At 62.7% G+C, this 15,477-nt stretch carries 12 protein-coding genes and 1 tRNA gene; 2 read left to right on the top strand and 11 right to left on the bottom strand.

The features are described 5' to 3' along the window. Window positions 1-130 precede the first annotated feature (130 nt). The 8 genes from AC5RWX_RS12045 to AC5RWX_RS12010 all read right to left on the bottom strand — a co-directional run bounded on the left by AC5RWX_RS12045 (window position 131) and on the right by AC5RWX_RS12010 (window position 10,010). Window positions 131-1,609 (bottom strand): aspartate kinase, encoded by a 1,479-nt coding sequence (locus tag AC5RWX_RS12045; protein WP_493940854.1) that lies wholly within the window; start codon window positions 1,607-1,609, stop codon window positions 131-133. Between the two features lie 133 nt (window positions 1,610-1,742). Continuing rightward, window positions 1,743-3,071 carry a diaminobutyrate--2-oxoglutarate transaminase gene (gene ectB, locus AC5RWX_RS12040; protein WP_493940853.1) on the bottom strand — a complete coding sequence of 443 codons (1,329 nt, stop codon included), beginning with the start codon at window positions 3,069-3,071 and terminating at the stop codon, window positions 1,743-1,745. A 1,045-nt stretch (window positions 3,072-4,116) separates the two neighbouring features. Continuing rightward, entirely contained in the window at window positions 4,117-5,097 is a 981-nt protein-coding gene (locus tag AC5RWX_RS12035) for a ribose-phosphate diphosphokinase (RefSeq protein WP_493944364.1), read from the bottom strand. Next, a complete protein-coding gene (gene glmU / locus AC5RWX_RS12030; protein ID WP_494097474.1) occupies window positions 5,094-6,632 on the bottom strand; it encodes a bifunctional UDP-N-acetylglucosamine diphosphorylase/glucosamine-1-phosphate N-acetyltransferase GlmU in 1,539 nt (512 codons plus the stop codon). The genes AC5RWX_RS12035 and glmU overlap by 4 nt, the downstream gene beginning before the upstream one ends. Before the next feature lie 56 nt (window positions 6,633-6,688). Beyond that, a tRNA-Gln gene (locus AC5RWX_RS12025) sits at window positions 6,689-6,760 on the bottom strand. Window positions 6,761-6,935: 175 nt separating this feature from the next. Next, the gene (locus AC5RWX_RS12020; RefSeq protein ID WP_494097473.1) at window positions 6,936-8,525 is read right to left on the bottom strand and encodes a bifunctional diguanylate cyclase/phosphodiesterase; all 1,590 of its coding nucleotides are present in this window, start codon (window positions 8,523-8,525) and stop codon (window positions 6,936-6,938) included. Beyond that, window positions 8,515-8,901 (bottom strand): SpoIIAA family protein, encoded by a 387-nt coding sequence (locus tag AC5RWX_RS12015; RefSeq protein WP_493957218.1) that lies wholly within the window; start codon window positions 8,899-8,901, stop codon window positions 8,515-8,517. The genes AC5RWX_RS12020 and AC5RWX_RS12015 overlap by 11 nt, the downstream gene beginning before the upstream one ends. Window positions 8,902-9,125: 224 nt before the next feature. Next, a complete protein-coding gene (locus tag AC5RWX_RS12010) occupies window positions 9,126-10,010 on the bottom strand; it encodes a hypothetical protein (RefSeq protein ID WP_493942537.1) in 885 nt (294 codons plus the stop codon). A 359-nt stretch (window positions 10,011-10,369) separates the two neighbouring features. On the opposite strand from AC5RWX_RS12010, the gene AC5RWX_RS12005 reads away from it, so the two are divergent. Then, entirely contained in the window at window positions 10,370-10,534 is a 165-nt protein-coding gene (locus tag AC5RWX_RS12005; protein WP_493942538.1) for a hypothetical protein, read from the top strand. An 84-nt stretch (window positions 10,535-10,618) separates the two neighbouring features. Here the strand turns inward: AC5RWX_RS12005 and AC5RWX_RS12000 are convergent, their stop codons facing one another. Next, window positions 10,619-12,343 carry a sensor histidine kinase gene (locus AC5RWX_RS12000; RefSeq protein WP_494097472.1) on the bottom strand — a complete coding sequence of 575 codons (1,725 nt, stop codon included), beginning with the start codon at window positions 12,341-12,343 and terminating at the stop codon, window positions 10,619-10,621. Between the two features lie 315 nt (window positions 12,344-12,658). On the opposite strand from AC5RWX_RS12000, the gene AC5RWX_RS11995 reads away from it, so the two are divergent. Then, on the top strand, window positions 12,659-13,642 hold the full coding sequence (locus tag AC5RWX_RS11995) for a DMT family transporter (RefSeq protein WP_493940902.1): 984 nt from the start codon (window positions 12,659-12,661) through the stop codon (window positions 13,640-13,642). On the opposite strand, the gene zapE is transcribed toward AC5RWX_RS11995, so the two are convergent. Together zapE and AC5RWX_RS11985 are read right to left on the bottom strand one after the other, a co-directional pair. Beyond that, the gene (gene zapE, locus AC5RWX_RS11990; protein WP_493940901.1) at window positions 13,562-14,710 is read right to left on the bottom strand and encodes a cell division protein ZapE; all 1,149 of its coding nucleotides are present in this window, start codon (window positions 14,708-14,710) and stop codon (window positions 13,562-13,564) included. The genes AC5RWX_RS11995 and zapE overlap by 81 nt on opposite strands. A 185-nt stretch (window positions 14,711-14,895) precedes the next feature. Further along, window positions 14,896-15,471, bottom strand: coding sequence for an NADPH-dependent FMN reductase (locus tag AC5RWX_RS11985; RefSeq protein ID WP_493940900.1), 576 nt, complete (start codon window positions 15,469-15,471; stop codon window positions 14,896-14,898). Window positions 15,472-15,477 lie beyond the last annotated feature (6 nt).

Below are 15,477 nucleotides of genomic sequence, written 5' to 3'. Positions count from 1 at the left end.
ATTGGTACCTCCCCGTATCGACGGTTCTTTCGGTGTATTGGGTCACTGAGGTGCTACTCACGTGGGCAAAGCAAACGCCCTCAGGCTGGCTCGGCGGAGTGTCCTGCCGTCGCGCCGTCCCAGCCTGATTTCACCCGGAGGATCCTGGTCCCGCAGAGGCGACCGCCTGAACGACGAACGGCGGAAGATTGTCTTGCGTAAGGTCGTCTACCGCCTCCTTTTCCAGCGGTGACAAACCAAAGGCGGTCCGGAGAGCGGTGACGGCATCGGCAAGCTCATCGGTACGCGCTACAGCCGCGATGCGCAGCTCGGAAATCGAAATCATTGCAGGACTGATTCCGGCGTTCGATAGCGCTGTGAAGAAAGTGCTAAGAGTTGTGGGTGAGGAGCGCATTCCGAGTCCCGTGAGCGAAACCTTGCCCACTTCGTCAGAGTGATAAAGGGCTTCGAATCCGATGCGGCTCTGAGCCGCCTCCAGAACCGCAATGGCTGCCGGCGCCTCCGACGATGGAACGGTGAAGGCGATATCGGCGATTTCGGCGCCGGCGTCCCGCGGATGCTGGGCAATCATTTCGATATTCAGCCCGGATGCGGCGAGTTCCTGAAGGAGCCGTGCGGCGACACTTGAGCAGGCCGGGATGCCTGCGACGGTGACTTGTGCTGCAGAGTTCGCGCTCGCCACGCCCGACACCAGAGTCCGTTCGCCTGCGGTCGCATTCGAAAGCGGCTTGTCGAGACTGGGCAGGATCAGGGTGCCCGTCTTTTGCACGAACGAGGACCGGACATGAATCGGAACACCGAAGCGGCGCGCGTATTCGATGCATCGGAGGTGGAGAACCTTTGCTCCCGCAGCAGCGAACTCAAGCATTTCCTCGCTGGCGAGCACATCGATCTTGCGGGCATTGGGAACGATTCGGGGATCCGCCGTGTATATGCCCTCGACATCCGTGTAGATCTCACAGACGCTTGCACCCAATGCTGCGGCGAGCGCGACGGCGGTCAGGTCCGAACCTCCCCTGCCCAGCGTGGTGACCGCCTCCCCTTTGCGGCTTTTACCCTGGAATCCTGCCACGACGGCGCTCTGGCCGTTCTTCAGACAGGAACGGATTCCGCCCGGATCAACATCGATAAGGTGCGCTTTGCCATGGCTGTCGTCGGTGATGAGGCCCGCCTCGCCGCCTGTGAAAGTCCGAGCCTCAACTCCGAGATCCGCCAACGCGATCGCCAGCAAGGCTGCGGAAACGAGTTCGCCGGTCATCAACAACGTGTCCATTTCGCGGGCAGGGGGATGAGGCGAGACACCGGCCGCGAGATCCAACAACTCGTCGGTGGTGTCGCCCATAGCGGACACCACGGCAACTACTTGATATCCAGACGCCTGGGTCTCAGCCACCCGCTGAGCAGCGCGTCGAATGCCTGCGGCATCGGCCAGAGACGAGCCACCATACTTCTGCACTACGACGTTCGTCGATCGTCCCGCTGCGTCCACCGCCACCGGCAGTCCGCCCGACGGCAGCGGCCCACCACTCGTCCAGTCGTCGCGCGGTAGGACGAATGAGTCCTTCGTCATGCGCACAGCAGTTTCATCAATACCCTTGACGTTTGTCACCCTGACCCCCAATCTTCGTGAACTGCATCTGCACCTCAGTGCGTCGCGCTGCCCACCCCCCCCAACTCCGGCATGCCCTGCTCGCGCGGCAGGATCGCATCCGCCTCATTGCCGGTGTGCTCGACCCGGCGTGCTAATTGCCTGCCGCAGAACCGAGCCGTACGCTCGTGGCCTCAGGACTTCCCCCACGGTTGCTTGGTACTGCGTCCTGCAGCTCCCCGGTAACCGATCGGACCGCCTCTGCAAGAAGGTCAAGCCCGCGGGTCATGTTTTCCGCGCTGATAGTCAGCGCTGGCATGGCTTTGACCACTTCTCCCTCCGGGCCGGAGGTTTCTACCAACAAGCCTCGAGCGAAGGATTCGTCGGCAACTTTCCGTGCCACTGTCCGGTCTGGAAAATACAGGCCGGCCAAAAGCCCCCGGCCGCGGACACGGGCGCCTTCGATGTCGGCTGCCATCGTCGCCAGAGATGTGTGCAGCTGCGCGGCCCGAGCTGCGATTTCTCGTTCGAATCCGCGGCCGTTCCAGAAGTGTTCCAGCGCAGCGGTCCCGGTGACGAAGGCCGGGTTATGGCCGCGGAAGGTACCGTTGTGCTCCCCAGGCTTCCAGATATCTAATTCGGGCTTTAACAGCATGAGGGCAAGCGGCAGTCCGAAACCGGAAATCGATTTGGACAGGCAGACAATATCGGGGTAGATGCCTGCTTCCTCAAAACTGAAGAAAGTGCCGGTACGCCCGCACCCGGCTTGGACATCGTCAACAATAAGCAGCACACCGTGCTGGTGACAGAGATTGGAGAGCCGGCGCAACCACCTGCCACGGGCCGCTCTGAGCCCTCCTTCGCCCTGAACAGTCTCCACTATGACAGCGGCCGGTTTATCCACTCCGGACCCGCTGTCCTCCAACGCGTGCTGCAGCCAAAGAAGATCTTCCATCGGCTGGTCGAAGTAACCATCGTAGGGAATACTTGCGGCGTTATTGAGCGGAACTCCTGCGCCTTGGCGTTTGAATGAATTCCCCGTTACCGCCAGTGCCCCGAGTGTCATGCCGTGAAACGCATTGGTGAAGCTCAGTATCAGGTGTCGACCAGTAACCTTGCGCGCCAGCTTTAAAGCCGCTTCGACGGTGTTCGTTCCGGTGGGACCGGTGAACATAACCTTATAGTCCAGCCCCCGCGGGATCAGGATAAGTTCCTGGAACGTCTCTAAGAATCGCCGCTTCGCCGTCGTCTTCATATCGAGTGCATGGATTACCGAACCGGAACGTAAGTAAGCGATCAGCGGCTCCAGCAGGAGCGGGTGATTGTGCCCATAGTTGAGTGCTCCTGCGCCGGAAAAGAAATCCAGATACTCTCTGCCGTCCTCGCTATACAACTTGTCGCCGGCGGCGTGGTCGAACACGGTATCCCAGGTCCGGCAGTAACTGCGGACCTCCGACTCCAAAGATGCAAAAATATCTGTCATTTGTCTGCCTTAGCTGTCGCGGACTGCCCCGGGCATACCTTCTCGGGCCCATCCTGCTGTCTCGGACGGTGCCGGTCCGTCGTATGTGGGTCCGTGCAGATGGTGAACCCGAGCTTGTCGATCATGACCATTCCCCGCCCCCAATCTGTTCCCTTTGGACCCGAATCCGTGCAACCAGACGGATTCGGCGCACGACCAACCGCGCGCTGTGCTACTGCGGTTTATCGCGCGCGATGCCGCCCGTGTCGCAGGTGCGGCGTCGTGTCCCAAATGCGGTTGCCGGGATGGATGTCACAGCCCGCCGGCGCATGCCGGCGCTGTGACCCGGAACCAAAAGCCGTCGAAACCCCAGTGCTTTTCCGATGTTTCGACGCTTTTAGCTTAGGAAGCGGCTACGTTATTTGCCCAAGTAGCCGACACTCGACTTGGGCCGCCGATTCCGCTGATTCGCGCTCGGCCTGCTCGAGTGCCTACTTGCCGGTGCTCGAACGCTACTTGAAACCGCGCGTTCAGATACTTGCTGTTGGCCCTCAGATCGAGATTTTTGCGGTTCTCAGCCCGAGTTTTAAACAGGGTGCCCCACGACCGCCCGGGGAGAGCGCGTCAAGGACTTCTCGATCTGCTTGTTGGAAGAGTCTGCGCATAACGGGAAGACAAGCTGTTGCTCCCGCGGAGTAAACGCCGGTCCACCCCCATAGGCACGCTCGGTCATTTGTTGAAGACTCGCCATGCTGGGCCTAGTCGAGCGGCCTCTGTCAGGCCGGGACAGAGGGATGCTGTGCACAGCGCCGAAGGGTGCCTTCCGATCGCACGTGCCGCAGAAGACCAACGACATGGCCGTGTCCAGGGGCGGCATCAGCCGTGCTGCGCCGGTCCCGCCGGGCCGCGGGCATTGCGTTACCACGCCGCGCAGCGGGATGCGAGGCGTCTTGACGTTGCGCTACCCAGCCCTGACACACACGGGAAGAGGGGCCGACTGTGTCGTCGGCCCCTCTCAGGGATTCTTGGTGGCCGGGCGCAACTCAGCCGGCCAGGACGTCCCTCGTCAGGCCTTGCCGTCGAACAGGCTGGTCACCGAACCGTCTTCGAAGACTTCCCGGACCGCGCGGGCGATCAACGGGGCAATCGACAGGACGGTCAGTTCCTTGAAGTTCTTCTCCGGCGGGATCGGCAACGTGTTGGTGACCACCACTTCCCTGGCTCCGCTCTCGGACAGCCTGCGGGCGGCAGGATCGGAGAAGACTGCGTGAGTGGCCGCGATGATCACGTCCTTGGCGCCGGCGTTCATCAGGACCTGGACGGCACCGGAAATGGTTCCGCCGGTGTCGATCATGTCGTCGATCAGTACGCAGGTGCGGCCCTCAACCAGACCCACGACCTGCTTGGACACCGCTTGGTTCGGCATGTTGACGTCGCGGGACTTATGCACAAAGGCCAGCGGTGCCCCACCCAGGCGCTCGGCCCACTGTTCGGCGACGCGCACCCGGCCGGTGTCGGGGGAAACCACCGTCACGTTGTCCAGATCCACCCGGGTGCGGACGTAGTCGGCCAGCAGCGGAATGGCCATCAGGTGGTCGACCGGTCCGTCGAAGAAGCCCTGGATCTGCGCGGTGTGCAGGTCCACGGAGATCAACCGGTCGGCGCCGGCTGTCTTGTACATATCCGCCACCAGGCGTGCGGAGATCGGCTCGCGGCCGCGATGCTTTTTGTCCTGGCGGGCATACGGGTAAAACGGCGCGACGACGGTGATCCGCTTCGCCGAGGCCCGCTTGAGGGTGTCCACCATGATCAGGTGCTCCATCAGCCATTCGTTGATTGGGGCAGGATGGGCCTGGAGGACGAAGGCGTCGGTGCCGCGGACGCTTTCCTCGAACCGCACGTAGATCTCGCCGTTTGCGAAGTCGTAGGCCGACGACGGCAGCAGTTCGATGTCCAGTTCTTTGGCGATCTGCTGCGCCAGCTCAGGATGGGCGCGTCCGGAAGCCAGTACCAGCCTCTTTTCGCCCTGTGCCTTGATTCCGCTCATGAAGGATCACTTTCTACAGTTGGAGATTGCGTGGAGGAGGTTTGTGAGGCAGCTTCCGCGGAGGAACTGCCGGGACGGTTCTTCTGTACCCACCCTTCCAGATTCCGCTGAGGCGCAACGTTGACGGCGAGCGCACCGGCCGGAACATCCTTGCGGATAACGGCGCCGGCACCCGAATAGGCGCCATCACCAACCTGCACGGGGGCAACGAAAACAGTGTTGGAGCCGGTGCGCACGTTGGAGCCGATGACGGTGCGGTGCTTCTTTTCGCCGTCGTAATTGGCGGTGATGTTGCCGCAGCCGATGTTGGCGTTGTCGCCGATTTCGGCATCCCCGGCGTAGCCAAGATGGGACAGCTTCGCGCCCTTGCCGATGGTCACATTCTTGGTTTCGTAGAAGGCGCCGATCTTGCCCTTCTCGCCCAGCACGGTGCCGGGGCGCAGGTAGGTAAAGGGACCAACCGTGGCGCGGGGTCCGATCTCGGAGTCGGAGCCGTGCGTCCTGACCACGGAAGCACCCTCGCCGACGGTCACGTTCCTCAGCGTCGTGTCCGGCCCCACTACCGCATCCGCGGCAACATGCGTGGAACCGTGCAGTTGGGTTCCCGGCAAGAGCGTCACATCGGTCCCGAACGTCACCGTCGAATCGATCCACGTGGTCGCCGGATCCACAATGCTGACGCCGGAGCGCATGGCAGCGGCCAGGATCCGCCGGTTGTGCTCCGCGCCCAGTGCTGCCAACTGCACCCGGTCATTGGCGCCCTCCACCTGCCACCGGTCGGCAGTGACGACGGCGGCCACCCGCCCGCCGTCGGCTCGGGCCAGCGACAGCACATCGGTGAGGTACTTCTCGCCCTGAACGTTGTCGGTGGTGATTTTGGACAGTGCACCGCGAAGCACCGTCGCGTCGAAGGCATAAATGCCGGAATTGACTTCGCGGATGGCGCGCTGCTCTTCCGTAGCATCCTTGTGTTCCACAATCCCCTGCACACTGCCGTCCGCGGCCCGGATGATCCGGCCGTACCCACCCGCATCATCAAGGACCGCGGTCAGCACGGTGACAGCGTTGCCGCTGGAGGCATGCTCGGAGACCAGGTCGCGGAGCAATTCGCTGGTCAGGAGCGGAACGTCTCCATAGGTGACCACCACGGTCCCATCCAGCCCGGCCGGGAGGGCTTCCAGCGCCACCTCCACCGCCCGGCCCGTGCCGGGAATTTCGTCTTGGTCAACAATCAGGACGTCCGGGTCGAGCGCGGCAATATGTTCCGCCACCCGGTCCCGCTCGTGACGCACGACGGCGGCCAGGACCGTGGGTGCCAGACCGCGGGCGGCGGCGAGCGCATGGCCCACCATGGAAATGCCGCCGATCTCATGCAGAATCTTCGGCTTCTTGGACTTCATTCGGGTGCCCGCCCCCGCGGCCAAGACAATGACCGCTGCAGGAGTTAAAGCTGATTTGACGTTTTTTTCTTGGACGTCCTGGGGGCTCACTAAGTGGCACTCCTCGCTGCGCTGATTCCGGTGTAGCCGGAGCATAGGGGTTGACGGCATCCTAGCTGCCACAACACCGCACGTTCACCGGCCGGTGATCGTTCCGCCCATAGGATTCGAACCTATACTCCACAGCTCCAAAGGCTGGGGTGCTGCCATTACACCAGGGCGGAATGTGCGGGAGCAGGATTGCCTCCTCGGCACAAGTGTCCATTTTGCCATGATTTCCGACGCCGATGCGACTTGGCGTCGGACCCGTGTCCTTTGGTCAGACCCACCTGCGCCTATCGGCCGGTGGCGGGCTGGGTTTGTTGCCCGCCTGGCCCGCAGGTCCACAACCAGTGGGCGCTATTCGGCAAGCGCCGAAGATGTCATGCCGATGGGGTCGGTGTCTGCTACATCGGCAGCAGCGGGGAGCCGTGCTCCGCTGTGCAGTAGTTCGGCGATCCGCTCCGCCGACACGGGTTTGCTGAAGTAGAATCCTTGGCCGCCGGCACAGCCCAGATCACGCAACTGTTCGGCCTGTTCCCGCGTCTCGATTCCTTCGAAAATCGCATCCAAGCCCGCCGCACGAATGAGCTGCAACACCGCCGCGATGAAATCCTGCTGCGACCCGTCGGCAGAATGCGTAGCAATGATGGAGCGGTCGACTTTGACCAAGTCGACGGGCAGCTCGCGCAGGTAGCTGATCGAGGAGTAGCCGGTGCCGAAGTCATCGATTTCAATACCAATGCCGAGCTTGCGCAGGGCGAGCAAGGAGTATGTCTCCACTTCGCCGCCGGTGACCAAGCCGGTTTCAGTGATTTCCAGGACCAGTGACTCAGCGGCTATTCCGGAATCCCTCAAAACGCCACGGACATAGTCCACCAAGTCGATCCGCTGCAGCTCGGCGACGGAGAGATTGACCCGGATCTGGAACCCAGGGTCCAAATCCATGTCGGCCGACCACTCGGCAAACTGATGCGCAGCGGCGGAAAGAGTCCAACGGCCCAAGTCAATAATCAGGCCGGTCTGCTCAGCCATCGGAATAAAGTCGTTGGGCATGACGCGGCCTCGTACCGGATGGTTCCACCTCACCAGTGCTTCCACTCCCAGCAGGCGCCCGGTGCACAGATCCACCACCGGCTGGTACTCCAGGTCAAAACCCCCGGTTGCTATGGCCCCGCGGAGTTCGGACGCCATTTGGTTGTGCAACTGCCGCGCCTGCAGCATGTGGGACTGGAAGACCTTAATGCGGTTCTGTGGATCCTTTTTCGCTTCATACATGGCTGTATCCGCGTCGAGTAACAAGCTTTGCGCGCTCTGCCCGGCATCTGCCACTCGCACGCCGATGCTGGCTTGCGCCCACACTGTCAGTTCGTCGAGCCGAATATCGTCGTTCAAGACCCCCAGAATCCGGTGGGCAACCTGAAGCGCAAGATCAGTTGTGGCACGAGGCAGCAGAATGGCGAATTCATCTCCGCCCAGCCGCGCCACGGTGTCCACTTCGCGCACGATCGACCGAAGACGGTTCCCCACCACCGTCAGTACGCGGTCCCCGGCGTCGTGTCCAAAACTGTCGTTGACCTGCTTGAAGGAATCCAGATCCAGCAGCAGCAGCGCGGGAGCCCGCTGGCCAGAGCGTGCGTCCTCCAAGGCAGCGGCCATCGCGTTTGCCAAGGCGGTTCGGTTGGCAAGACCGGTCAGTGCATCGGTCATGGCCATCCTGCTCATGTCCCGATGAGCCTGTCGCAGCTCCGCGGTGCGGGTTTCAACACGCCGTTCCAGCTCCGAGTAGCTCAACTGCAGTTCCTCAGCCAGGAGATTAACCCCGGTTATCACTGCGTCAATTTCGTCCCGTGCAGCCGACGGTTCAACCCTTGTGGTCAGGTCGCCGCCGGCTAGACTGACCATGCCGTCGACCAGTCGTTGGAGCCGCGGGTCGGGATTATGCGGCATTATCCCGTTCCAGCCACTCACGGGCCTGCGGTTCGGAGTCAAAATAGCGGACGGGGCAATCTGAAGGTTCAGTTCCCAGCACGAAATTAGCAATCACCCGGTCCACAGGTGATTCGCCGACCAAGGCAATCGCGGACGCATTCGTCTGCCGGCCAAGCATTGAGCGTGCCATTCGCGAGATCGAAGCCACGCCCTTCAACCGCATGAGTACGCGGCAGGGCCGGCCGCCGGAAAGTACCTGAAGCTGTGACGAAGTGCTGACGGCGACTTCGTCGGTGAAAGCCGCGCCCCTCGGCAGGTCAACGCTAATGATTCCGTCTCCAGAACGGCTGATGTCGGCAGCAGCGGCGTCGGCCGCACCGACTACGCGGCCCATACGGCCGTGTCGTCGTTAGATACCGCTCCTGTAACCCTTTCGGACCAGCCATGACCTAACACGTGCATCCGCTCCCCAACGATTCGAAGGGAGCATGCGCTCCCGACCAACAAATCCAGAACTTACTGCTTCATTACCTACTGCCACAACGACTGTCTGCCATTTGTTCACAGCGTAAACGAACGGCGTTCACGACACGCGCAATGACACGACGAATAATACAATCACGAAGCTTGCGGGAACCCTGCGATTTCCGCAGCTACCTGAGCCGCACGGTCCGTAGCGCCCGACTGGTCGAAATAGGCCCGACTTTCTTTCAAATGGCGCAGGGCCGCAGCACTATCACCTTTCACGCGGAGCGTCTTGCTGAGAAGCAAGTTGGCCTCGCCTGCCGTTTGATGAGCCATGGACGGCGACTCCACACAGATCGGCACAAGCAGTTGCGCAGCTTCATCAATCTCGCCTCGCTGAAAGTGCCAGTGGGCCCGGTTTAATTGGTTCATGCGACGGACGTCATCCGTCAGGCCGATGATGGACGCCGCCAATTCGGCACGGTCCATGCAGTCTTCTGCTTCCGTGTCGGCGATTCCGGCGGCGAATCTCATGGCTGCTGAAGCCCTATTGAACCAGGCCCAAAGAGATAGATCGTTAGACGGGGAAAGGTGTTCCGCTGCCAGTTGGTGATAGCGCACTCCCTCGCGTGGGTCTTGTCGGAGGAAAGCCACGTTCCCAATCGCCCAGTAACCCTTCCCAGCCATTTGGGCGTCGTTGGATGCCTGCAGCAGTGGGATGAGACACTGGCATTGTTGCCACGCATCGTCCATTAGGTCGTTTTCTGCCAGGGCTGCGACAAGCGCGGTCAGGGCTGAGACTCTGATCTCGCTGGGCAATTCAGCTGATTCGCTCAGTGCCACAGACGAGGTCGCGAACTTAAGCGCGTCAGCCAGTTCACCCGCTCCCTGAGAAGCAACTGATTTAATCGTCAACACCCGGCTAAGGAGTTCAGGGGAGTTGGCTGTCAATGTGTGGGTCTCTAGCGTCTCTGCGGTGCTAATGCAGTCATAGAAGCGGCCCAAATCTCGGAAGCATTCAGCTTCGAGAAAAGTCATGTGCCACCAAGTCCCTTGGTCACCGTCAGAAGTAGCCCGCGCTGCGCGCTGTCTGGCAATATTTCGCGCCTCTAGAAAGTCACGCTTGGCAAACGCATCTCGCGCCCTCAGCTCAAGCAATATGCCGTCGCCTGCACCAGCTGCTATCACCATGTGCATTCCCCTCCAATGTTTTGCCACCCGAGCAGATCAGACGACTCTCAAGTTGATCATATTCGCTAAGTGGGCTGCATTGGGGAGCAGCTAAATGTGTCGTTTCACCTCTAGCTCGGCAGCTCATTGCTCTGTACACTTGCAATGTCGGCACGTCCTGTATGGATTTGCGGATCCGTGCATAACAAGTGAATGAGGGAGTCTCTATGAAGAAGTTTTCCGCAACCCTTTTGGTTGCAGCAGTCCTTGCGGTCGCCGGTGCAGCTGCGCCTGCCGCTGCAGCAGATTCCTCCGATTTGTCCAGCACTGTTGTGCAAAGCAAGACCTTCAGTGGCGGTCTCACCACCAATGCAGGCAACTGGCCGCACTAAGTTGTTTAGGGGCGGAATATATTTCCGCCTACCGGCTAAGGCCGTGGCATGCATCTTCGGATGCGTGTCACGGCCTTTGTGCTTTTAGGAAGCGGTGACAGCGTCCGTGTTTTCGGCGGCGTGGCGCTGACCGTCGTCGGCTGACAGTGGCAGGGTGATGGTGAATGTGGTGCCGACTCCGATGGTGGACTCGACGGAAACGCTGCCGCGGTGCTGGTCCACCATTCCCTTCACGATCGCCAGGCCCAGACCGGTGCCTTGAATGGCGTGCGCGTTGGACGCGCGGTAAAAACGGGAAAACAGTTGCGGCAGATCGTCTTCCGGGATGCCGATCCCGCTGTCGGCGACCGTCACTATGGCGCAGGGAACACCGTCGTCGTTTTGAGTGCCGGTGCCAACGGTGACACGCACTGTCCCATCCTGAGGTGTGAACTTCACGGCGTTGGACATGATGTTGGCGAAGACCTGTTCAAGCATCTTGGCATCGCCGTCTGCGGCGAGCCGGGTGTCCAGCCCCTCCCCAACGAGCTTGACGTTTTTGGCTTGGGCGGCCGGCGCCAGTGCGGTGGACACCATGCGCAGCAGCCGCGGCAGGTCCACCGGTTCCGTCTTCAAACCGCTGCTCTGGAAGTCCATCCGGGACAGCGTCAGCATGTCTTCGATCAGCTCACGCAGGCGAGTGGCATTCCGCCCCACCACCTTGAGCATCCGGGCCACCGAATCCGGGATTTCGCCGGCGTCTCCATCCAGCACCAATTCCAAGTAGCCGGTGATAGAGGTCAGCGGGGTCCGGAGCTCGTGGTTGACCGTTGCCACGAAGTTCGACTTGGCTTGGTCCAGTTCGCGGAGCTTTTCCACGACTTCTTGCTGCGCCGTGATCAAGTGCCCCTGGATCAGCCCATGGGCCAGGTTCCCGGCCACATGTTGCAGCAGCGAAAGCTCAGCGGGCGACCACGACTGCGGCTGCCCGTGCCGGATCAGGCACATCAGTCCGAACGCTTTCGAGCCCTGTCCCAAAGGCGCCAGCACTGACGCCTTGCCCCGCGCGCTGGCAAACCATTCGGTCAGGTGGGCATGTTCTGCAAAGTCGATGCTTCCGTCATCAGCCGACGTTAGGACGCTGCCCTTGGTCCAGAGAGCGGAGGCCAACTGCAGCACCTGCTCCTCGGTTCGATGCGGCATCGCCATGACGTCCTGTTCGCTGGCCCACTGGGCGGCGGTGTGCGGAACCCTTTCATCGTCCAGGGTGCGGATCCAGACTTGATCCGCTTCGAAGGCCGCGCCGATCCCCCGTAGAGCAAGAGTAATCATCTCGTCCGGATCGTTGGTGCTGCGGATGCCCTCGGATACGCGCCGGATGCGGTCGCGGAGGACAGCCACGCCGTTGCGCTCACGGCGGCGGTGTTCCGATCTGGCGAGCGTCACGCGCACGCGGTTGACCACACTGGATGCTGAAAGCGGCTTGATCAGATAGTCCGAGACGCCCATTTCATAACCGCGTTCAACCAGCGGCAGTTCGGCTTCGGTAGCAATCAGCATCACTCGCCATTGCGCCCCGGTCTGGCGGTCCGACAGCCGTCGAACGGCTTCCATCCCTGCCAGCGACATGTCGCCGGCGTCCACCAGGAGGATATCCGGTGGATTGCGCTGCAGCTCGTCTAGAACCTGCCCAGCGGTGGCAAAGGCAGTCACGGTCATTCCGGCAGCTTCTAGGACTGTGCACAGGAACTCCCGGCTTGCGGCATCGGTGGCGCCGATCAGTACCGTTGGGCGAACTGCTGTCCCAGGCTCACCTGCATCGGTCCGCACGGCGACTCCTCCTGCGTTGAACGCGGCCCGGCGTCGTCCCGGCCCCCTGACATTATGAATGAAGACTAGCAGTGCCCTTGGGCCGGAAATCGCAGGTTACGGCCAGGCTTCCATGCCACCCAAACCTCACCGGACCTCGGCCAGCGGACACTCCTTGAGGCAGGGGGTATTCCCTACGCGTTCAAGGACCGCTCCTGTCCACAATGAATCCGCCATGGCATCGACTCCCCACTCCTCTAGGCGATGTGAGGCAGGGACGAACCCGCCGGTCGCCAGGCTGTCCGATGCCGGAACGCATGGTCTAACGTGGCGATTATGAGCAGCCCACCCGCCGTACGGCAGATCGGTGCTATCCCGCCGCTGGTCCTCGCGGCCATCGCAGTGACCGTCCTGGCCTGGGCCAGCGCGTTCATCGTGATCCGCGGCGTGCTGCCGCATTTCGGACCAGGCCCGCTCAGCCTGCTGCGGCTCGTTATCGGCTCCGCCGCCTTGGCACTGCTGCTGATTGGGCGGCCCTGGGTGAGGCCGAACCGTCGGGCCTGGCTGCTGATCATCGGCTGCGGCCTCATGTGGTTCGGCGTCTACAACTTCGCCCTCAACACCGCCGAACAGACGCTCGATGGCGGGACCACCGCCATGATCGTCAATTTCGCCCCGATACTGACTGCCTTGGGCGCCGGGCTGTTCCTGCGGGAAGGCATCCCCACCTGGCTGGCGATCGGTGCCGGCATTGCCTTCCTGGGCGTGGTGCTGATCGGCTTCGGTACCGGCGGGGGCGCCGCCGGAGGGACCGGGCTGCTGTGGGCGCTGGCGGCGGCGGTGACCTACTCGGCCGGTGTGTTGCTGCAGAAACCCGCGCTGGGCAGCGTTCCCGCGGGCCAGGTCACCTGGCTGGCCTGCACCGTTGGTGCCATCTCGTCACTCCCCTTCGCCGGCGAACTCGTGGCTGACCTGGGCAGCGCGCCGGCGGCGGCGACCCTGGGCGTGGTCTATCTGGGCATTGTCCCCACGGCGCTGGCCTTCAGCACGTGGGCCTATGCGCTGGCCCGGATGCCGGCCGGACAACTGAGCGTTTCGTCCTACTTGGTGCCGCCGGTCGCCATCCTGCTCGGGTGGCTGTTCCTGGGCGAAACACCCACGCTGCTGGCCATTGTCGGCGGCACGGTCTGCCTGCTGGGCGTGGGGCTCTCCCGCCGGCGTGGCCGGCAGGCGAAGCAGTCAGGCGCCGACGCCCACGCTGCCGAGGGTGCGCAGCCGGCTGGCGATGCGGGAGACGTCCACCGCCGACGGGCTGGCTGACGGCCCCAGGTCCAGCGGCTCGGCACAGATGAGGGTCAGCGGCACATCGGCGTCATAGAGGATGTCCACGATATTGCTCAGGCGCTGCCAGCCGTTCATGCTGATATCGCCGCGGCCCGGCACGCCGGAAATGACCCAGTGTGCAGAGTGCGGCAGCAGAGCCAAATAATCAGCCGCGGCGGTGGGGCCTTCGCACAGGTCTTGGAAATCGAACCACACTTCAGCCGCGGTGCACCGGAGGACTGGAAGCGGCCGGCTCGCCGGCCGAAGTTCGCGTGCCTCGGCCGCGGACGGCCACTCCAGTCCGGCCTCGCGCACCCGTGGGTCGGTCGGTCCGTGTGGGGCGAGCACCATGGCACCGTCGCTGAACCGCTCGAGGCGGACGCCGCCGTCGTTATTTTGGCCGCTGGGCCGGCCGGCAGACAGCGTGCGGTAATCCACCGGTCCGGCGATGGAGGCAACGTGCATGGTGCGGCGGATTAATGCGATCGTCGACTCGAACAGGGAGTGGAAATCCTCGTTGGGCATCAGTCGCTCGGGCGGATAGTTGGAGGTGGCTACCAACGTGATGCCGCGGCGGTGTATCTCGCGCAGCAACCGCGCCAGCAATTGGGCGTCGCCGGGATCATGGACATGGAATTCGTCCACGACCAGCAGCGTGCAGTCCTGCAGCAGCGCCGCTATGGCCATGTCGACGGCGCTGGTTCCCGGCGGCCGGGCGGCCGGGTCCTGCGCTTCCCGTCGGTGGGCGTGGAGTTGGCGGAACAGGTCGTGGAAGTGCCAGCGCTTTTTCTCCGGCAGGTCGAGTGCTTCGAAAAACTGCCGGGCCAGCCAACTCTTGCCCCGCCCCACCGGCCCCCACAGATAGAGCCCCGGCCGCTTGCCCGGTAGCGGGAGTGCGGTCGCCGCCAGCCCGGCGCCGGCGTCGGCCAGCAGCTGCGCCGCCTCCTGCTGGTCGCCGTCAAGGCGGAAGCCGGCGGTTGAGGCGGCCTGTTCAAAATGGTCAAGCAGCCGCTGGCGGGTGCGGGCCTTGCCCTGCCGGCCGGCTGCCGTGTTTCCTGCATCCACGCAGGCCCTCCTTCTCCCGGTCCCCACGACTTGGCCACTGGCCGTCAGTCAGCTTGGGCCGGGAACAGATTAACAGCCGGCAGGGTGTTAACGGCGGCAGGGCGCCCCGGCCTCCCCCTTCGGGAAGATCAGAGCGCCCTGCTGCGCGGAGCGTTCAGCGGCCACAGGCCGCCGGTTCCGAGAGGTTAGTTCGCAGCGACGGCGGCGGCGCGGACGGACTCCATGGCCTTGGTCCACGGGATGAGCTGGTCGATCATCGGGGCCAGGGTGCCGGCGTTCTGCTCGGTCGGCTTGAAGTCGGCGAAGTTCTCGAAATCGGTGAACAGCGAGAACATGACCTGGTTGCGCACGTGGGCGATCTGCAGTTCGGACAGGATGTTGCGCAGGTGCTCGGCGGCACGGGCGCCACCCATGGAACCGTAGGAAACGATGCCGGCGGCCTTGTTGTTGAACTCGACGTTCAGGTAGGACAGGGCGTTGGTCAGGGCCGGGGTAACGGTGTGGTTGTACTCGCCGGTGACGAAGATGAAGCCGTCGAACTCGCTGATCTTGGCCGACCAGGTCTTGGTGTGGTCGTTCTGGTAGTTCTGGTACGCGGCCGGGTAAGCTTCGTCCAGCAGGGGCAGGTTGAAGTCGGCGATGTCGACAACCTCGAACTCGGCGTCGGTGCGGCCGGCGGCCTGGGCGAGTACCCAGTCGGCAACCTGCTTGTTGACTCGACCCGGACGGGTGCTGCCGGTGACGATAGCGATCTTGGTCATGTAATG

This window comes from Arthrobacter sp. SPT-J7 (assembly GCF_059089965.1).
The sequence above is the reverse complement of the archived record's forward strand: the minus strand, read 5'-3'. Positions and strand labels throughout refer to the sequence as shown.

Coding starts and splice junctions, on each gene's coding strand:
- AC5RWX_RS12035 (WP_493944364.1), bottom strand. CDS start 5,097: ATGAGCGGAATCAAGGCACAGGGCGAAAAGAGGCTGGTACTGGCTTCC.
- AC5RWX_RS12015 (WP_493957218.1), bottom strand. CDS start 8,901: ATGGGCCGCGTAGTCGGTGCGGCCGACGCCGCTGCTGCCGACATCAGC.
- AC5RWX_RS12020 (WP_494097473.1), bottom strand. CDS start 8,525: ATGCCGCATAATCCCGACCCGCGGCTCCAACGACTGGTCGACGGCATG.
- AC5RWX_RS11985 (WP_493940900.1), bottom strand. CDS start 15,471: ATGACCAAGATCGCTATCGTCACCGGCAGCACCCGTCCGGGTCGAGTC.
- AC5RWX_RS12005 (WP_493942538.1), top strand. CDS start 10,370: ATGAAGAAGTTTTCCGCAACCCTTTTGGTTGCAGCAGTCCTTGCGGTC.
- glmU (WP_494097474.1), bottom strand. CDS start 6,632: ATGCTCCGGCTACACCGGAATCAGCGCAGCGAGGAGTGCCACTTAGTG.
- AC5RWX_RS11995 (WP_493940902.1), top strand. CDS start 12,659: ATGAGCAGCCCACCCGCCGTACGGCAGATCGGTGCTATCCCGCCGCTG.
- ectB (WP_493940853.1), bottom strand. CDS start 3,071: ATGACAGATATTTTTGCATCTTTGGAGTCGGAGGTCCGCAGTTACTGC.
- AC5RWX_RS12010 (WP_493942537.1), bottom strand. CDS start 10,010: ATGACTTTTCTCGAAGCTGAATGCTTCCGAGATTTGGGCCGCTTCTAT.